The organism is Pseudomonas sp. Sample_20 (genome assembly GCF_004307585.1).
GTDB classification, from domain to species: Bacteria; Pseudomonadota; Gammaproteobacteria; order Pseudomonadales; family Pseudomonadaceae; genus Aquipseudomonas; species Aquipseudomonas atacamensis.
Genome location: NZ_RCOA01000126.1, coordinates 1 through 16,325, shown reverse-complemented (window position 1 = coordinate 16,325; position 16,325 = coordinate 1). Strand labels below are relative to the sequence as shown.

The 16,325-nt window shown below is 54.2% G+C and carries 10 protein-coding genes and 4 pseudogenes; 1 reads left to right on the top strand and 13 read right to left on the bottom strand.

Annotated features, from left to right (window positions below):
• The 9 genes and pseudogenes from D8U70_RS24930 to D8U70_RS24895 form a co-directional block, all read right to left on the bottom strand.
• Complete coding sequence (locus tag D8U70_RS24930) at positions 1–432, bottom strand: HEAT repeat domain-containing protein (protein ID WP_130899435.1); 432 nt, start codon at positions 430–432, stop codon at positions 1–3.
• Positions 429–2,179, bottom strand: a pseudogene (locus D8U70_RS24925) (RHS repeat-associated core domain-containing protein); the annotation flags it as partial. The pseudogene D8U70_RS24925 and the gene D8U70_RS24930, both read right to left, overlap by 4 nt.
• A gap of 16 nt (positions 2,180–2,195) precedes the next feature.
• Positions 2,196–2,498 (bottom strand): hypothetical protein, encoded by a 303-nt coding sequence (locus tag D8U70_RS24920; RefSeq protein ID WP_041478175.1) that lies wholly within the window; start codon positions 2,496–2,498, stop codon positions 2,196–2,198.
• Positions 2,499–2,501: 3 nt separating this feature from the next.
• A complete protein-coding gene (locus D8U70_RS28070) occupies positions 2,502–2,921 on the bottom strand; it encodes a hypothetical protein (RefSeq protein ID WP_241664693.1) in 420 nt (139 codons plus the stop codon).
• A 57-nt stretch (positions 2,922–2,978) separates the two neighbouring features.
• Positions 2,979–3,095, bottom strand: a pseudogene (locus D8U70_RS28065) (RHS repeat-associated core domain-containing protein); the annotation flags it as partial.
• Positions 3,096–3,264: 169 nt separating this feature from the next.
• Positions 3,265–3,597, bottom strand: coding sequence for a hypothetical protein (locus tag D8U70_RS24910; RefSeq protein ID WP_241664692.1), 333 nt, complete (start codon positions 3,595–3,597; stop codon positions 3,265–3,267).
• 431 nt (positions 3,598–4,028) lie between these two features.
• Positions 4,029–5,033 (bottom strand): annotated as a pseudogene (locus tag D8U70_RS24905) (RHS repeat-associated core domain-containing protein); the annotation flags it as partial.
• A 206-nt stretch (positions 5,034–5,239) separates the two neighbouring features.
• Entirely contained in the window at positions 5,240–5,581 is a 342-nt protein-coding gene (locus D8U70_RS24900; RefSeq protein ID WP_129999829.1) for a hypothetical protein, read from the bottom strand.
• A pseudogene (locus D8U70_RS24895) lies at positions 5,578–7,848 on the bottom strand (RHS repeat-associated core domain-containing protein); the annotation flags it as partial. The pseudogene D8U70_RS24895 and the gene D8U70_RS24900, both read right to left, overlap by 4 nt.
• Positions 7,849–8,066: 218 nt before the next feature.
• Between D8U70_RS24895 and D8U70_RS24890 the strand changes: the two are divergent.
• Entirely contained in the window at positions 8,067–8,621 is a 555-nt protein-coding gene (locus D8U70_RS24890; protein ID WP_177433994.1) for an RNA 2'-phosphotransferase, read from the top strand.
• A 5-nt stretch (positions 8,622–8,626) separates the two neighbouring features.
• Here D8U70_RS24890 and D8U70_RS24885 read toward each other — a convergent pair whose 3' ends face one another.
• The 4 genes from D8U70_RS24885 to tssI form a co-directional block, all read right to left on the bottom strand.
• Entirely contained in the window at positions 8,627–8,998 is a 372-nt protein-coding gene (locus tag D8U70_RS24885) for an SMI1/KNR4 family protein (RefSeq protein ID WP_039764143.1), read from the bottom strand.
• Positions 8,995–13,677 (bottom strand): RHS repeat-associated core domain-containing protein, encoded by a 4,683-nt coding sequence (locus tag D8U70_RS24880; protein ID WP_130929991.1) that lies wholly within the window; start codon positions 13,675–13,677, stop codon positions 8,995–8,997. Before D8U70_RS24880 ends, D8U70_RS24885 begins: the two co-directional genes overlap by 4 nt.
• Positions 13,677–14,414 carry a DUF4123 domain-containing protein gene (locus tag D8U70_RS24875; RefSeq protein ID WP_130929990.1) on the bottom strand — a complete coding sequence of 246 codons (738 nt, stop codon included), beginning with the start codon at positions 14,412–14,414 and terminating at the stop codon, positions 13,677–13,679. The genes D8U70_RS24880 and D8U70_RS24875 overlap by 1 nt, the downstream gene beginning before the upstream one ends.
• On the bottom strand, positions 14,404–16,325 hold a 1,922-nt coding region (gene tssI / locus D8U70_RS24870; protein ID WP_130929989.1), incomplete at its 5' end, for a type VI secretion system tip protein TssI/VgrG. The genes tssI and D8U70_RS24875, both read right to left, overlap by 11 nt.

The window sequence follows — 16,325 nt, the reverse complement described above, 5'->3', positions numbered from 1 at the left end:
TTATATTTCTGATGATTCTGCTTTCGCAAGTAAACTATATATTTCTGGTTCTATTTCACTTTTTGGTGTGGTATCTATTATCTGTTTTACATGGTGAGCGTACTTTTTTTCAATCGCTACTTCGGCCCAGTCGAGCTCGTAAATAGAAATAACTTTAACGTCTTTATATTCCGATTTTGAAAGTAGAATCTTTAAAATTTCTATGGCTTGGGTGGTACGATTTTCTCCAAGTGAAACGGCGCATCTTTGTTGCCAAAATTCCGGCATTTTGAGTATTGCTTTTTTTAGGACTTCCCAGTCCTTATCACTGAAGTCTATGAGTACCGTTTTAGCAACTAGCTCGGTGCTGTATTCAGTCCATGGTGAATCTTCAGATTCACCTATCCATGAGCAGAGCTTTTTATATAGATTTTCTTCATTGCCAGTCGTCATGGTGTTGCTCCCGTAGGGTATGAAGAAGTGATGACATCGTTTTCTTTAATAACCTGCCATTGAACTCCGTCCACGATTTTGGTGTGTTCGGTTACTACCGCGCCTGGATCGTTCCGTAACACTCTGCCTGGCTCTGCTGCTACCTCATCAGTAACTCTCAAGATCTTCGCGTCACTCCAAGATTTCGGCGCAAATGTATGTCTATTTGGAGACTTTGCTGCAGACCAGCCGATGGTTCCATCCTTACGCTCTAAAATCATTTTAAAATTTTTAACGCTGGTAGTTCCGTCCTTGTTAGTGCTGACAATATCGTACTGATATTTTGGAGAGTTCATAACCTGCGCCGAATGACCGCCTACTGGTTTGTTATGGCCGGGGCTCCGTGTGCCATACAGTATTTTGTTCTGCATTGCCTTGGGAATCGGTCCGGTATAGGGCGCTTCGGGGCTGCCGTCATCAACTTTCGATTTTTTTTCTTCTTGGTCAGTTCGGTTACCTGATGAATCTTTATCTCCGGCTCCGGGACATGTATTCAATCCTAGAGGATCCACCCACCCCGTAGGATTGGTCACGTACTGATAGCTATTCAACCCACCCGCAAGCTTGATCGGGTCCGGCGTCAAGAACCGTCCAGTCCCCGGATTGTAGTAGCGGTGGCGGTTGTAATGTAACCCTGTCTCGGCGTCGAAATACTGCCCTTGAAAACGCAGCGGATTATCGATTTCGCTGACATCCAGCGATGCGAGGTTGCCGTACGCGCGATACTTCGCCGACCACATGATTTCGCCGCTGTAGTCGGTCAGTTCCTGCGGCGTGCCGAGGTGGTCGAGTTGGTAGTAGAACGGGGCCGCTTTTAGCGGGCCTTCGCCGTCGAGCATTGCCAGCGGGCGGAAGGTGCCCGGTTCGTAGATGTAACTGCGGTAGCGGTTTTCGGCGCTTTCAGCGATGAGGCGTTCGCCTTGCCACAGAAACTCGGTGGTGTGACCGTCGACTGACTTTTCAATGCGGCGGCCAAAGGCGTCGTATTTGTAGCTTGCGGTGCTGCCACCCGGCAGGCTGACGCCGATCAGGCGGTGCTGGCAGTCGTAATTGTATTCAGTGACGAGCTTTTGGCCGGTGCCACGGCGTTCGCGGATCAGGTTGCCGTAGGCGTCGTAATCGTAATGGCGGTCGCCTTGCATCAGCAGGCGGTTGCCTTTGACGTTGGCGAGGTTCGCCGCAGGTAGTTCATTTAGGCTGAGCAGGTTGCCTGCGGGGTCATGGGCGAAGCTTTCAGGTATAGCACCGCGCACGCTGATCAGGCGATCCAGCGGGTCGTAGTGATAGCTGAGATTGCCTTTGCGGCTGTCGTTAATGCCGGCGAGGTTGCCGTTCGCGTCGTATTGGTAGCGACGCTGGAACAGGTGTTTGTCCCGTTGGCTAACGCTGTGCGCTTGCAGGCGGCCCTGTTCATCGTATTGGTATTGGCTGAGTAACAGACCTTGCTGGCGCTGTTGTTCGCGACCGGCGTTGAACTGGTGGCTGGTCAGGCGTGAGCCATTGAGGTCGATGCTGCTCAGGCGTCCACCGGACAAATGACGGTAATCGAGCGTGCAGCCATCCGGCAGACGGCAGTGGCTGAGTTGGCCGACGCTGTCGTATTCGTAGCTCAAGGTGCCCCAGACTTGGTGTTCCTCGATGAGTTGGTCTGCAAGTCATATTTATAGGCGAAAGGCTAACGACCGTCGTCGACGCTGGCTAGTCAACGCGAGCTCGTCGATCCATTAAATTTTTACTTTATTCAATGTATGGTCTAACGCTTTTTCAAGATCGGCCCAGGTTTTGGCCGTTTCGGTGTATATAGGCGATGCCCAATTTTGATTTGCGATTAATGAGATTCTGAAGGCGCCGTGTTCACTGAATTCGGGATACCAACCAATGTCTATTGTTTGCTCGTGCGGAAGTAGCGCTTGCAAAAGATCCTCTCTTAATTCATCTGTAATGAGCGAAATATCCGATCCGACTAGGCTGGATATTTCGTCAAAAGTTATCTTGCCACCAAGTTTTTTTATGTTTTCAAGATTCATAAATTATTTCTTCTTTTTCGTTAGTTTTCTAAACGATTCTTCTGATATTGGATGTCCATGTATTGTGTTTGCACTTAACTCCACTCGCATGTACTGTGTTTCTTTTCCGTCATTGGCGCCTATGGTTTTTCCCATGTCAATTACTTTCCATGGTTTTCCGTTGTTAACATCTTGACCATTTGCAAACGCGTGCCGCTCTAACGCTTCAATGTCCGTGCCGGGTAGATATTTAGCTGCACCTCCATTAGCGGTCGATTTTACAACAGATGGCCAAGGAGCCTTAGGCGCCACATGTTTATTGCCATGATTTGTCCATTGAACGTCGGGAGGAGGGGGGCCTCCATCGCTTACACTGGCTTTTCCTTCAGGTATTTCAGCGCTTTGCCCCGGAACGCATTTATCTCCGCCTGGACAAGTATTCAACCCTAGGGGATCCGCCCACCCCGTAGGGTTAGGCACGTACTGGTAGCTATTCAACCCGCCCGCAAGCTTGATCGGATCCGGCGTCAAGAACCGGCCAGTCCCCGGACTGTAGTAGCGGTGGCGGTTGTAATGTAACCCTGTCTCGGCGTCGAAATACTGCCCTTGAAAACGCAGCGGATTATCGATTTCGCTGACATCAAGCGCTGCGAGATTGTCGTAGGCGCGGTACTTCGCCGTCTACATTATTCGCTGTTGTAGTCGATAAGTTCCTGCGGCGTGCTAGGTGGCCAAGCTTGTTGTGGAACGGCGTAGCTTTAATTGGCTTTAGCCGTCGAGTATGAGGTTAGAAGTAGAAAAACATACCTGTATTGTATTTCATCGCCATTTCGTTGAGATGTATGATCTTCTTTAGTGTGTCGAAATTGGTAGTGGCGAATAATTTTTGTAATATCTTGAGGGCTGTCTCTAGTTCGGTTTGACCTTGTATGCTTTCGTCTTCATATTCATCGATAAGTTTATTTAGCGTCGAGTTGATTTCCTCAAACACTCCCGTTTTTGAAAGGGCTAAAAATTCTTCTTCTGAGACTGATAGTTCTTCTAGGTCGCCAAGTATGCATTCATCTGAGTCCAGGCGATACATTGCATCTTTAGATATGGGTACTGAAATTGTTTTCAATTTTTATGGTTCCTTGTTGAAGTGTGTTACTTCGTTGTATTCGCTTTGTGTTCTTCCGGCTTGCCTCTGTTTGGAAGCGTTTTTTTGCTCGGAATAATTTCTTCAAGGTTTAAATGCTTACGCTTTCTAGGTAAGGAGGGATCATAAATTCTGAAATGGTTTCCGTCCATATCTTCAACCACTTCTATCCCGTTTTGAGGATTTTTGTATATTCTTTTGCCTTTGTCCGTGGTGCTGACGATTGGATTGCTTCCAGCGAATTTTTCAACGGCACTGTTTGAATTTGCTATAGGCCAATTCGCGGAATATAGAGCCGCGCGGGCAGCTCCGCCTGTTTCGGGCGCTTTTTGATCGCCGTCATCTACTTTTGGTTTTATAGCGGAATCATCAGTACCTATGCTAGGCGTACAGTTTTCGCCCCCAAGACAAGTATTCAACCCCAAAGGATCCACCCACCCCGTAGCGTTAGGCACGTACTGATAGTTATTCAACCCTCCCGCAAGCTTGAATGGATCCGGCGTCAAGAACCGTCCAGTGCTCGGATTGCATTAGCGGTTGTAATGTAACCCTGTCTCGGCGTCGAAATACTGCCCTTGAAAACGCAGCGGCTTATCGATGTCGCTGACATCCAGCGCTGCGAGGTTGCCGTAGGCGCGGTACTTCGGTGACCACCTGATCTCGCCGCTGTAATCGGTGAGTTCCTGCGGCGTGCCGAGGTGATCGAGTTGATAGCAGAACGGTGCTGCTTTTAGCGGGCCTTCGCCGTCGAGCATTGCCAACGGCCGGAAGGCGCCCGGTTCGTAGATGTAGCTGCGGTAGCCGTTCTCTGCGCTCTCAGCGATGAGGCGTTCGCCTTGCCAGAGGAATTCAGTGGTGTGGTCGTCGACGGTTTTTTCTCGATGCGGCGGTCGAAAGCGTCGTATTTGTAGCTTGCGGTGCTGCCACCCGGCAGACTGACGCCGTTCAGGCGATGCTGGCAGTCGTAGCGGTATTAGGTGACGAGCTTTTGGCCGGTTCCGCGACGTTCGCGAATCAGGTTGCCGTACGCGTCGTAGTCGTAATGGCGGTCGCCCTGCATGAGCAGGCGATTGCCTTTGACGTTGGCGAGGGTGGCTGCGGGCAGGTCATTTTGTCCGAGGAGGTTGCCTGCCGGGTCATGGGCGAAGCTCTCTGGTATGGCGCCGCGTACGCTGATCAGTCGGTCGAGTGGATCGTAGCGATAGCCGCGGTTGCCTTTGCGGCTGTCGTCGATGCCGGCCAGATTGCCATTGGCGTCGTATTGATAGCGGTGCTGGAACAGGTGTTTGTCCCGCTGGCTGACGCTTTGCGCTTGCAGTCGGCCCTATTCATCGTTATTGGTATTGGCTGAGCAGCAAGCCTTGCTGCCGCTCTTGCTCGCGACCGGCGTTGAATTGGTGAGACGTGAGGCGTGAACCTTGAGGCCGATGTTAGTCAGGTGACCGCCAGCTGGCGGTTATACAATTTTCATTTGATCTGCGTGAATGATTTAGTTTGTATCCCTAAATTCGTAGGGGTTGAAGCCTCTCCGAAGCCCAAGCTTCTGTAGGTAACAGTGTTGAAGTTGGTTTTGTTTTTGATGAAAAATAGCATGCGTAGTTTATTAATGATTGGCTCGTTGTTTTCAATTTTCGCGCATGTATTGCTCTATTTTCTCAATATATTTTTTTTTGCATGTTGTTCGGAATATTTCCAAGGTTTTGGCAGAGTCGCCGATTGGTTCGCCTTTTCGATCGTATTTAATTGTAAGAAACTCTACCACGAACTCGCCCTTTGGGTCTCCCTCAGGTTCTACTCTAGAATCGAAGCAATAGCCTGTGCTTTGTCTTGCACCACCTAATAAAACAGAACTGCTAAACCAGTGCGCGGTTTCCGGTGTTAGTTCTATTTCGTACAAATTATTTATGGTTATTGTCCAGTCGCTAGGCACTCGGAGTGGCTGTAGTTCGAATTCTAGTTTTTTCATTTTGCTTTACCCATGTATTTTTTCACTTGCTGTGGTGATGCCGGAAAGCTGTGGATCACAGGCTTATTTCCTCCATCAGTTAGTTCAATTCTTGTCCAGTTTGTAAGTTGTCCCTCGTTGTAGCCTACAGGGTGTTCGGATCTGTAAAACATGAATCGAGTGCCACCGTGGTCGAATACGTTTCCATCTTTTATCGCCCCATATGCAGCTTGTTTTTCGAATCCTTTAACATTGTTTGCGATGTCGGGCAGATAAGAAGCTTCGGGTTGACCACCACGTGATCCATTACCCAAACTCAATTCTCTGGCTTGGTCGGCAGATTTCGCATTCAGATGTTTCGTTTTATGGAAACCTCCTGGCCTCAGCGCGTTATAGACGTCGGATCTTAACTCTTTCCGCGTCTGGTAATCGCTAGTATCAACGCGCTTGGGAGGGCAGTTATTGCTGCTCAGCCCCAACGGATCCACCCACCCAGTAGGGTTAGGCACGTACTGGTAGCTATTCAACCCACCCGCAAGCTTGATCGGATCCGGGGTCAAGAACCGTCCAGTCCCCGGATTGTAGTAGCGGTGGCGGTTGTAATGTAAGCCTGTCTCGGCGTCGAAATACTGACCCTGAAAACGCAGCGGATTATCGATTTCGCTCACATCCAGCGCCGCGAGATTGCCGTAGGCGCGGTATTTTGCCGACCACATGATTTCGCCACTGTAGTCGGTCAGTTCCTGCGGCGTGCCAAGGTGGTCGAGTTGGTAGTAGAACGGGGCCGCTTTTAAGGGGCCTTCGCCGTCGAGCATTGCCAACGGGCGGAAGGTGCCCGGTTCGTAGATGTAACTGCGGTAGCGGTTCTCGGCGCTTTCAGCGATGAGGCGTTCGCCTTGCCACAGAAACTCGGTGGTGTGACCGTCGACTGACTTTTCAATGCGGCGGCCAAAGGCGTCGTATTTGTAGGTTGCTGTGCTGCCGCCCGGCAGGCTGACGCCGATCAGACGGTGCTGGCAGTCGTAGCGGTATTCGGTGACAAGTTTTTGGCCTGTTCCTCGACTATCGCGGACTAGGTTGCCGTAGGCGTCGTAATCGTAGTGGCGGTCGCCTTGCATGAGCAGGCGATTGCCTTTGACGTTGGCGAGGTTGGCTGCGGGCAGGTCATTTTGTCCGAGGAGGTTGCCTGCCGGGTCGTGAGCGAAGCTCTCTGGCATGGCGCCGCGTACGCTGATCAGTCGGTCGAGTGGATCGTAGTGATAGCTGCGGTTGCCTTTGCGGCTGTCGTTAATACCGGCGAGGTTGCCGTTGGCATCGTAGTTGTAGCGACGCTGGAACAGGTGTTTGTCCCGTTGGCTGACGCTGTGCGCTTGCAGACGTCCCTGTTCATCGTATTGGTATTGGCTAAGCAGCAAGCCTTGTTGGCGCTGTTGCTCGCGGCCTGCATTGAATTGGTGGCTGGTCAGGCGTGAACCGTTCAGGTCGATGCTGCTCAGGCGTCCACCGGACAAATGACGGTAATCGAGCGTGCAGCCATCCGGCAGACGGCAGTGGCTGAGTTGGCCGACGCTGTCGTATGCATAATGCGTGGTGCCCCAGCCCTGATGCTCGGTAATCAAGCGATCTTGCACGTCGTATTCATAAGCGAGCGGCCAATGGCCGTCGTCGACATTTACCAGGCGACCGAGTGCGTCGTAGCTGTAGTGAATTTCTTCGCCATCGGGCAGCGTCTTGACCAGCAAACGGCCTGCGGCATCGCGCTGGTATTCGGTAACCAGTTCGCTACCGTCGTCGCCGAACTCGGTTTTCTTCAGCAGTTGGCCGTTCAGGTCGTACTCGTACGCGGTGCGGCGGCCGTCGAAGCCGGTTTCCTGCTGGATCAGGCCGTTCGGGTAATAATCGAGTTGGTAGCGTTCGCCGCGCTCGTTTTCGATCTCGGTGAGGTTGAGTTGCGAGTTGTCGTAGCGATAGCGCAGTTGGCTGCCGTCGGGATTAATCCGGCGGCTGACGAGGTGCAGGTTGTCGGCGTATTCGTAGCGGGTGATACGGCCAAGTTCGTCGCGTTCAGCAGTGACATTGCCGTAGGCGTTGTAGCTGAATGCGCGAGTGGCGCCGCCGGGCAGCGTAACTTGGGCAAGGCGATTGGCAGCATCCCATTGGTAATGAGTGATCGCGCCGGACTCTTCCTGGCGAGTGATCTGCCTGCCTAGTGCATCGTAACGGTACTTGCGCTGACCGCCGTCGGGTAGGCGTTCCTCAAGCAATTGACCGAGATTGTTCCAACCGAGTCGAAGCTGAAGTGATAGAACGATGGTCGCTTGCTAGCCTGCGAGAACCAGCTCGGATAGATCGTCAGAAAAAGATGGCCGCGCGCGATAGGCTGTTGGTGATGGCGGGACGCTGCTCACTCGGGAGTGGGGAAACAGTGGAGCGTTTTTCCTGAACGGTTGAGACTTTGATAAGGTTGTTGTAGTTTTTTCAGGTTTTTTTGTATTTGAGGTGTTTGATGACTGACTCGTTTGAAGATTTTAGTAAGTTTATAAGTTATGTGTTACGTCACAAACCCGAGTCGATTGGGTTGCTGCTGGATGTCGAGGGCTGGGCAAATGTAGATGAGTTAATAAAAGGTTCAGAGAGGGTCGGGAAGTTATTAAGCTATGAAGTTATAAGTAATATCGTCTTTCATAGTGATAAAAAGCGTTTTGAGATATCCAGCGATGGAGCATATATTCGAGCAATTCAGGGGCATTCGTCGGAATCGGTGAGCCGCAACTACCCTGAAATTCAACCTCCGGATTTTTTGTATCATGGAACGGCTATACGTTTCCTTGACTCTATTTTGAAAAACGGTCTAATGCCCGGGGCTAGGCATCATGTTCATTTAACACAAAGTGAAACGTTAGCATGCGATATCGGACGTCGTTACGGTAAATCTGTGGTTTTACGCATTGATAGTCACGAGATGTTTGTGAAAGGGTTCAAATTTTTTAAAGCTGAAAATGATGTTTGGTTAACAAGCTTCGTGCCTCCGCAATTTATTTATTCGCTTGCAGATGCCTAGTTTGCTCATTCTTCCTCCCAAGTAGAATGAGTTTGAATGGCTTCACTCAACCACTCTTTGAAATTCTCATAAGTTCCATGAAGCTCCCAGCCTTCTGAAGCGTAGGCGTGGATTATGAGGACTTCCGGGTTTCCGGATTCATCACGGCCATCGAAGCAGGCTATGTCATCGTTTGCGTTGAACCTTGCAAAGGGGATTAGCTCCCTCTGTGGGTAAAGTTTTTTTAAGGTGTGGTACCAGTAATTTACATCCCCCTCTTCAAAAACAATGAACCACCAAGGTTCAATATCTATGGCAGGTGTTAGGTTGATTGTTTCAATGAAGTCACTTGGATAAGAAAAATGACTTCGGCCTGTGATTTCTAAATAGTTATTCATTCTTTGCCGCTCAATTTTGGTAGTTCGTGAGATCCGTAAGGAGTTTCCTTTCCGAAACGTTTTGGCGACTGCTTTCCAACTCTTAATTCGATCGCCTGGCCCCACGTATCTGGTTTTTTTCCCTTAACAGCAAAGCGTTGTTGTTCTGGCTCAGTTACTGGATCGTTATATCCGCGCTCTCTGGCTTCTACTTTTATACCGGCTTCGCGTGCGGCACGGACCCGGGTGTTATCCATGCTGGTGAGATGGCCGTCCGGCATTCGGACCACATCAATGGGATCACCTTGCCAACCTTTTTCTCTCATGCTCGCGACTAAATTGTCATAGGTGTAATTGTTTCCTGCTCTGTCGACCTTGTTGTATGAGACAGAGGTTTGGGAAAACCTTACCTCATTTGGGTCAATGGATCGCACTTTTGGGCACTGCGCAACATTACAGCTTAAGCCTAACGGGTCCACCCACCCCGTAGGGTTAGGCACGTACTGGTAGCTATTCAACCCACCCGCAAGCTTGATCGGATCCGGCGTCAAAAACCGTCCAGTCCCCGGATTGTAGTAGCGGTGGCGGTTGTAATGTAACCCTGTCTCGGCGTCGAAATACTGACCTTGGAAGCGCAGCGGGTTATCGATTTCGCTGACGTCCAGCGCCGCTAGGTTGCCATAGGCGCGGTACTTCGCCGACCACATGATTTCGCCACTGTAGTCGGTCAGTTCCTGCGGCGTGCCGAGGTGGTCGAGTTGGTAGTAAAACGGGGCCGCTTTTAGCGGGCCTTCGCCGTCGAGCATTGCCAAGGGTCGAAAGCTGCCCGGTTCGTAGATATAGCTGCGGTAGCGGTTCTTGGCGCTTTCGGCGATGAGGCGTTCGCCTTGCCAGAGGAATTCAGTGGTGTGGCCGTCGACGGTTTTCTCGATGCGGCGGCCGAAGGCGTCGTATTTGTAAGATGCGGTGCTGCCTCCCGGCAGGCTGACGCCGATCAGGCGGTGTTGGCAGTCGTAGCGGTATTCGGTGATGAGCTTTTGGCCGGTGCCGCGACGCTCGCGGATCAGGTTGCCGTAGGCGTCGTAATCGTAATGGCGGTCGCCTTGCATCAGCAGGCGGTTGCCTTTGACGTTTGCGAGGTTCGCAACGGGCAGGTCATTTTGTCCGAGGAGGTTGCCTGCCGGGTCATGGGCGAAGCTCTCTGGCATGGCGCCGCGCACGCTGATCAGGCGATCCAGCGGGTCGTAGTGATAGCTGCGGTTGCCTTTGCGGCTGTCGTCGATTCCGGCGAGATTGCCGTTGGCGTCGTAGTTGTAGCGACGCTGGAACAGGTGCTTGTCCCGTTGGCTGACGCTGTGCGCTTGCAGACGTCCCTGTTCATCGTATTGGTATTGGCTAAGCAGCAGACCTTGTTGGCGCTGTTGCTCTCGACCGGCGTTGAACTGATGAGAGGTCAGGCGAGAACCGTTGAGGTCGATGCTGCTGAGTTGCCCGCCAGGCTGGTGGCGGTAATCGAGTTTGCTGCCATCGGGCAAACGGCAGTGCTTGAGCTGGCCAACGCTGTCGTATTCGTAGCGCAGAGTACCCCAGCCTTGGTGTTCCTCGATGAGCCGGTCTTGCAGATCGTATTTATAGGCGAGCGGCCAGTGGCCGTCGTCGACGTTAACGAGGCGACCAAGTGCGTCGTAGCTGTAGTGAATCTCCTCACCATCGGGTAGCGTTTTTACCAGCAAGCGGCCTGCGGCATCACGCTGGTATTCGGTGACCAGTTCGCTACCGTCATCGCCGAATTCGGTTTTCTTCAGTAGTTGGCCGTTGAGGTCGTATTCGTACGCGGTGCGACGACCGTCGAAGCCGGTTTCCTGCTGGATCAGACCGTTGGCGTAGTAATCGAGATGGTAATGCTCGCCGCGCTCGTTTTCGATTTCAGTGAGCAGCAGGCGCGAGTTGTCGTAGCGGTAGCGAAGTTGGCTACCGTCGGGATTGATGCGGCGGCTGACGAGGTGCAGATTGTCGGCGTATTCGTAGCGGGTGATGCGACCCAGTTCATCGCGTTCGGCGGTGACATTGCCATAGGCGTTGTAGCTGAATGCGCGAGTGGCGCCGCCGGGCAGCGTAACTTGGGCAAGGCGATTGGCAGCATCCCATTGGTAATGAGTGATCGCGCCGGACTCTTCCTGGCGAGTGATCTGCCTGCCTAGTGCATCGTAACGGTACTTGCGCTGACCGCCGTCGGGAAGACGTTCTTCAAGCAGTTGACCGAGATTGTTCCAACCGAGTTGATGACGGCTGCCGTCCGGGTGACGGATTTCCAACAGACGACCCTGCGGGTCATAGCTGTAATGGGTGGCATTGCCGTCCGGGTCAATCTGCGCAGTGACATCACCCTGTCGGTTGCGTTGATACTTCCAACTGGCTTTGCCGCGACGAACGTCGCTGACGAAGCCGTTGATATATTCGTAAGTTGTAGCTTCGTCTTCTGGGGGGATGACAGCGGTCATCAGTCCGTTGTCGTCGTAGCGGTATTCGGTAACGGCGCCCAATGGGTCCTTTTCCGCGATCAATTGACCCTTGTCGTTATAGGCTTTTTGATGCTCGGCACCATCGGGATCAATTTTGCTGATCAGTCGCGCCTGATCATCGTGGGTGTAGACCTCTTCGCTACCATCGGCGTTGGTAACGGTAACGCTGCCTTTGTCGTCCCAGGCGTATTGCGCTTCCATCTGGGAAAAGTTGGCCCAGTGACGTGTACACCGAGACAGTTTGCCTTCGTTTTCCCACTCCCAGTAGAACGCCGCGCCGCCTGCCAATTGCCGCTCGAGAATGACGTGCTGGTCGTTGTAGCGATAGCGTTCGGCTTCGTCGGCGGCATTCTTCGCCTCGATCAGGCGATGCTGCGTGTCGTAGCTGTAAGTGACCAGCGTCTGCACTGTGTTCCATGCGGCCTCAAGATTGTCCGCTGGCAGGAACTGTTGATAGTCGACGGCGATGATGTGCTTGCGATCGTAGCGCAGGAGCAGGGCGCGGCCGGCACCGTTGTCGAGACGTTTGATGCGCCCATGGATGTCTCGAGTAACGTGCAAGCGGTTGCCATAGCTATCGCTGATGGCGATCAGGGTCGCGCCTTTGCTGTCGAAGCGGAAGTGATAGAACGATGGTCGCTTGCCAGCCTGCGCGAGAATCAGCTCGGATGGATCGTCACCTAGAAAAATGGCCGCGTGCGATAGGCTGTTGGTGATGGCGGGACGCTGCTCGCTCGGAAGTGGGAAAATGGTGGAGCGGTTTTCCTGATCGGTCCAGATGACTTCATCGCCATTGATCTCGATGCGGTGGGCGAGCGCGTGGCTCCAGCCATAGCCGAGACCGCAGTCGATTTCCACAGCGCTGGTGCGATAGAGACGGGTCCATTCGAATGGCAGCAGGCCGTCGAGTTGGCCGTCAGTTAACGTCAATAACTCTTCGCCAGTGACCATCGAAACAGGGCACCCGTTAGTGCAAGTCTTTGCAGCAGGTTCTGCGCTCTTTTCGGCGGGATTCGTCGCCTGGTTCGATACGTCATCAGCGACTTTACCGTCAGCAAGTCTGGCGTTTTTCTTGCCATCAAAACGCAACTCGGAAATCCCGTTCCTGACCTTCGCCGTCACCCCTCGGGCCGCCACTGCGGTGTACTTGGCGACATACTCCATAAAGCCGTTGATGATCTTGAACACCGACTTCACGAAGCCGATCACAGCCTTGATGACAAGCTCTCCGTACTTCTTGAGTCGGGCCGCAAGGTAGATGACGCCGGTACCTTCTGCCGCGATGGTCAATACCACGCCGATCACGATGTCGATCGCAATGCCTACGACAATGGCCGTGGTCATCTTCGCTACGTCGCCCGCCATCTTCATCGGCGGCAAGCCCGCGAGCCAGATCACCGCACTGCGCACCAGCAAAAACAAAGCCGCCTCGTCGCTGGCCAGCAACATGGCCTTTTTCATGATGTCCGGCGAGCTCTTGGCGACTTTGATCAGCTCGTCTGCGCCAGCGCCGAGATCCTTCGCAAACTTTCCTGGGTCCTGAAGGATGTCGAGCACGAGACTGATGCCGTCCCATACGCCCTTGATCGCTTCCCAGCCACCTTCAAGAATGCCGTTGCCGATGGCCATGGCTGTGCCGGAGGTCGAAAGATTCGACCATTGCGGTTTGAAGCCGGCCCATTCCTTGCGCAGGAAACCTTCAAGGTCCGCAGTCACGCCGCTGTAAGAACTGAAGAGGGCGTCGATCTGCGCCGGGGTCACTTCGTTATGGACGCGAATCGTGTAGAACTTGCCGGGCACACCGCCGGTCCATGCGGCTTTGCCTTGGGCGTCGAGTTTGACCTTGCTGACCGCACCACCGTCCACGGCCACGATTTCGACTTCGATATCGCCGACGGGAATGTCGTAAACCGATTCGAATTTGCTCTCGATCAGCAACGGACCCTTGAGCGGACATTGAGCCACGTTCGAGGTGAAGTTACCGTCGGTCATGCTCACCGTTTTACTGGTGTTGCCCGCCTTGATGACACGCTCCATGCCCAACAAGGACGGCATGTCCGCGGCACGGCTACCCTTGTCGAGGGCCTGTGCATACCAGGTTTTGGTTTGTTCCTGATACAGCTTCAGACTGTCCTTGAAGGTGTTCAGTTGGTTGTCAACAAAGGCAACGCGATCCATCAGCCTTGCTCCAGAATCAGGTGGTTTATCAATGCTTCTTTAAGATTTTGCGGCGCATCCGGGCGGCGCACGAAGCGGGTGATTTTCAGCTTCAGATTGTTCTCGGGCCACGCGGTGTAGAGGTCCGGGCGGTCTTCTTCCAGCCATTGCATCAGGTTGCTGACCAGCGTCGCCGGATTGTCCTTGCTCAACCCTTCCAGCAACCCCTTCGGCACCTCCCACCACGGCCAGTCCTTGACCTTCGGCACCACCCGCGTGCCCACTTCCAGCGCCTGCCCATTGATCAGATACCGCTCAAACACCGGCAGCACTTCACCAGCCTTCTCCCCAAGCCCCCGCAGAATCGGATAAATATGCCGGCCATCCCAAAACCGGAAAAACACCTCGGTACCATCCGGCATTTTCACCTGCGTCAGGCTGCGCAGATGCTCGAACACTTCGTTCGGTTCTGAACGCGACACCGCCAGCCAGCCCCAGTCGAGGGCGTCGGTTTCGGCGATCCAGGGCAGGAAAGCGGAGTTGGATTTGAGTTCGGTGAGGTAGGGCATCACCGGTTGCCAGGTGGAGTAGGGCGTGCCGCCCCAGATCGGGATGAGCTGGGCGGTGGGTTCGGTGAGGTACAGGGTTTTCAGGGCGTCGGCGTCGCTGGCGGCGCTGACGATCAGGTACAGGCGCTCGCCGCTTTGCAGCGGCTGTTGCGCCAGCCAGTCTTTGGGGGTGATTCGTTCAGATGGCACAGGCACCTGCCTTGCATTTTTCACATTCTTCGCAGAACGGCGCGTTGCGTTTGAGGGTGTTGATTTGCGCCGGGGTCAGAACCTGGCCAGCCTTGTCGGCATCCGCTTGTTTCAACACGCCGGGCATCAAGGGCGCGGCGCCGGTGCCGCTGCCGGGGCTGCCGCCGGAGTTCATGTTGATCACCGGGCCGCTCATGGTCACGCCGCCAGCATCGATCTTGATGAAGCTGCCGCCACCCACCAGCGTGAGTTCGGCGCCGGCTTCCATCACCACTTTCATGCCGCTGCTCAGGTGGATTTCTTGCCCTGCGTCGATGAACTGGCCGGTGCCGATCTTGATGTGCTGGTTCACGCCGACGGTTAGGTGGTCATTGGCGCGGGTTTCGACTTTGCGGTCGGCGTAGACGGTGTGGTGTTCTTCGGCCTTGAATTCGCTGTAGCTGTTTTGCTCGACGGTGTCGTGGCGTTCGTTGCCGACGCGGATCTTCTGGTCGTGCTCGATGTTCTCGTCCCAGTCGCGCTGGGCGTGCAGGTAGATTTGTTCCTGGCCTTTTTTGTCTTCGATGCGCAGTTCGTTGTAGCCGCCACCACCCATCGAACTCAGGGTCTTGAAGGTGCTGCGGGTCTTGTTCGCCGGCAGTGGATAGGGGACGGTGTTTTCCTTGTGGTACAGGCAGCCGCTGATCAGCGGTTGATCGGGGTCGCCCTCAAGGAAGGTGACCAGCACTTCCATGCCGATGCGCGGGATGGCGATGCCGCCGTACTGGGCGCCGGCCCAGGCGCTGGAGACGCGCAGCCAGCAGCTGGTCTTGTCGTCGGCCTGACCCTCGCGATCCCAGTGGAACTGGACTTTGACTCGGCCGTATTCGTCGCAGTGGATTTCTTCGCCTTTCGGGCCGGTGACCACCGCGCTCTGGCTGCCGAGAATGCGCGGTTTCGGGTGGCGTAGCGGCGGGCGGTTGGGCACGTCCCATGGCGTGGCCTGGAAGCGGTTGCGGTAGCCCTGGTGGAAATCGTCTTTGAGTGCGGTGGTGTCGCTGGTCACCGACTCTTCGAGCACTTGCGGCTGCTTGCCTTCGTGCAGGACTTCAGTGAGCAGCCACAGGTCGTTCCATTTGGCTTTCGGGTGCTCGGTCAGAGCGAGGAAATGGCCGCTGACCAGCAGTGGCTGATCACTCTTGCCTTCGGCCAATTGGAAGTCGCTGCGGTGGCGTTCGAGGGCGCGTTTGGCCAAGTGCTTGCCGCGCTCGCGGTCGATGAAGCGGCCCGGGTAATCGTAGTCTTCGAGGTCGGGCAGGGCGTCACCACGGTTTTCGCTTTCCAGGGTCAGGCGCGGTTTTTCGAAGTCGTAGTCGCGACGGGTGGTGCGGCTGGTGCGGGTTTCCAGGCGCAGGTCGAAGCGCTTGATCACCGGGTTGCTGGCGACCATGCCGGAGTCTTGCTGATAGGGCACCGGGGCCAGTTTCGGGAACACCGTCTGGTCATCGCCGAAAACGAGCTTGTGCGCGTTGGCGCTGTGCTGGAAGTGGAAGTGAATGCCTTCTTCCTCGCACAGGCGCTGGATGAAGTGCAGATCCGACTCGTCGTATTGCACGCAGTAGATGCGCTCGGGATAGATCGAGCCGGTCTTGAATTCGTAGGCGTTGCCTTGAATGCCGTGCTCTTCCAGTACCTGGCCGATGATTTTCGGCACGCTGAGGTTCTGGAAGATGCGCTGGTTGATGCGGTGCGCGAGATACGCCAGTTGCGGACGCAAGGTCACCGAATAACGGGTCAAGCGCTTGCCGGAATCGCCTTGCGCGGCGCGGTAGATCTGGCCATGGATGCCGCTGCCGTCAGGCGACAGCTGCAGAAAGGCCGGTTTGTGCAGCAGGGTTTCGAGGTCCAGCGACGGCTGCTCACTGACCAGCT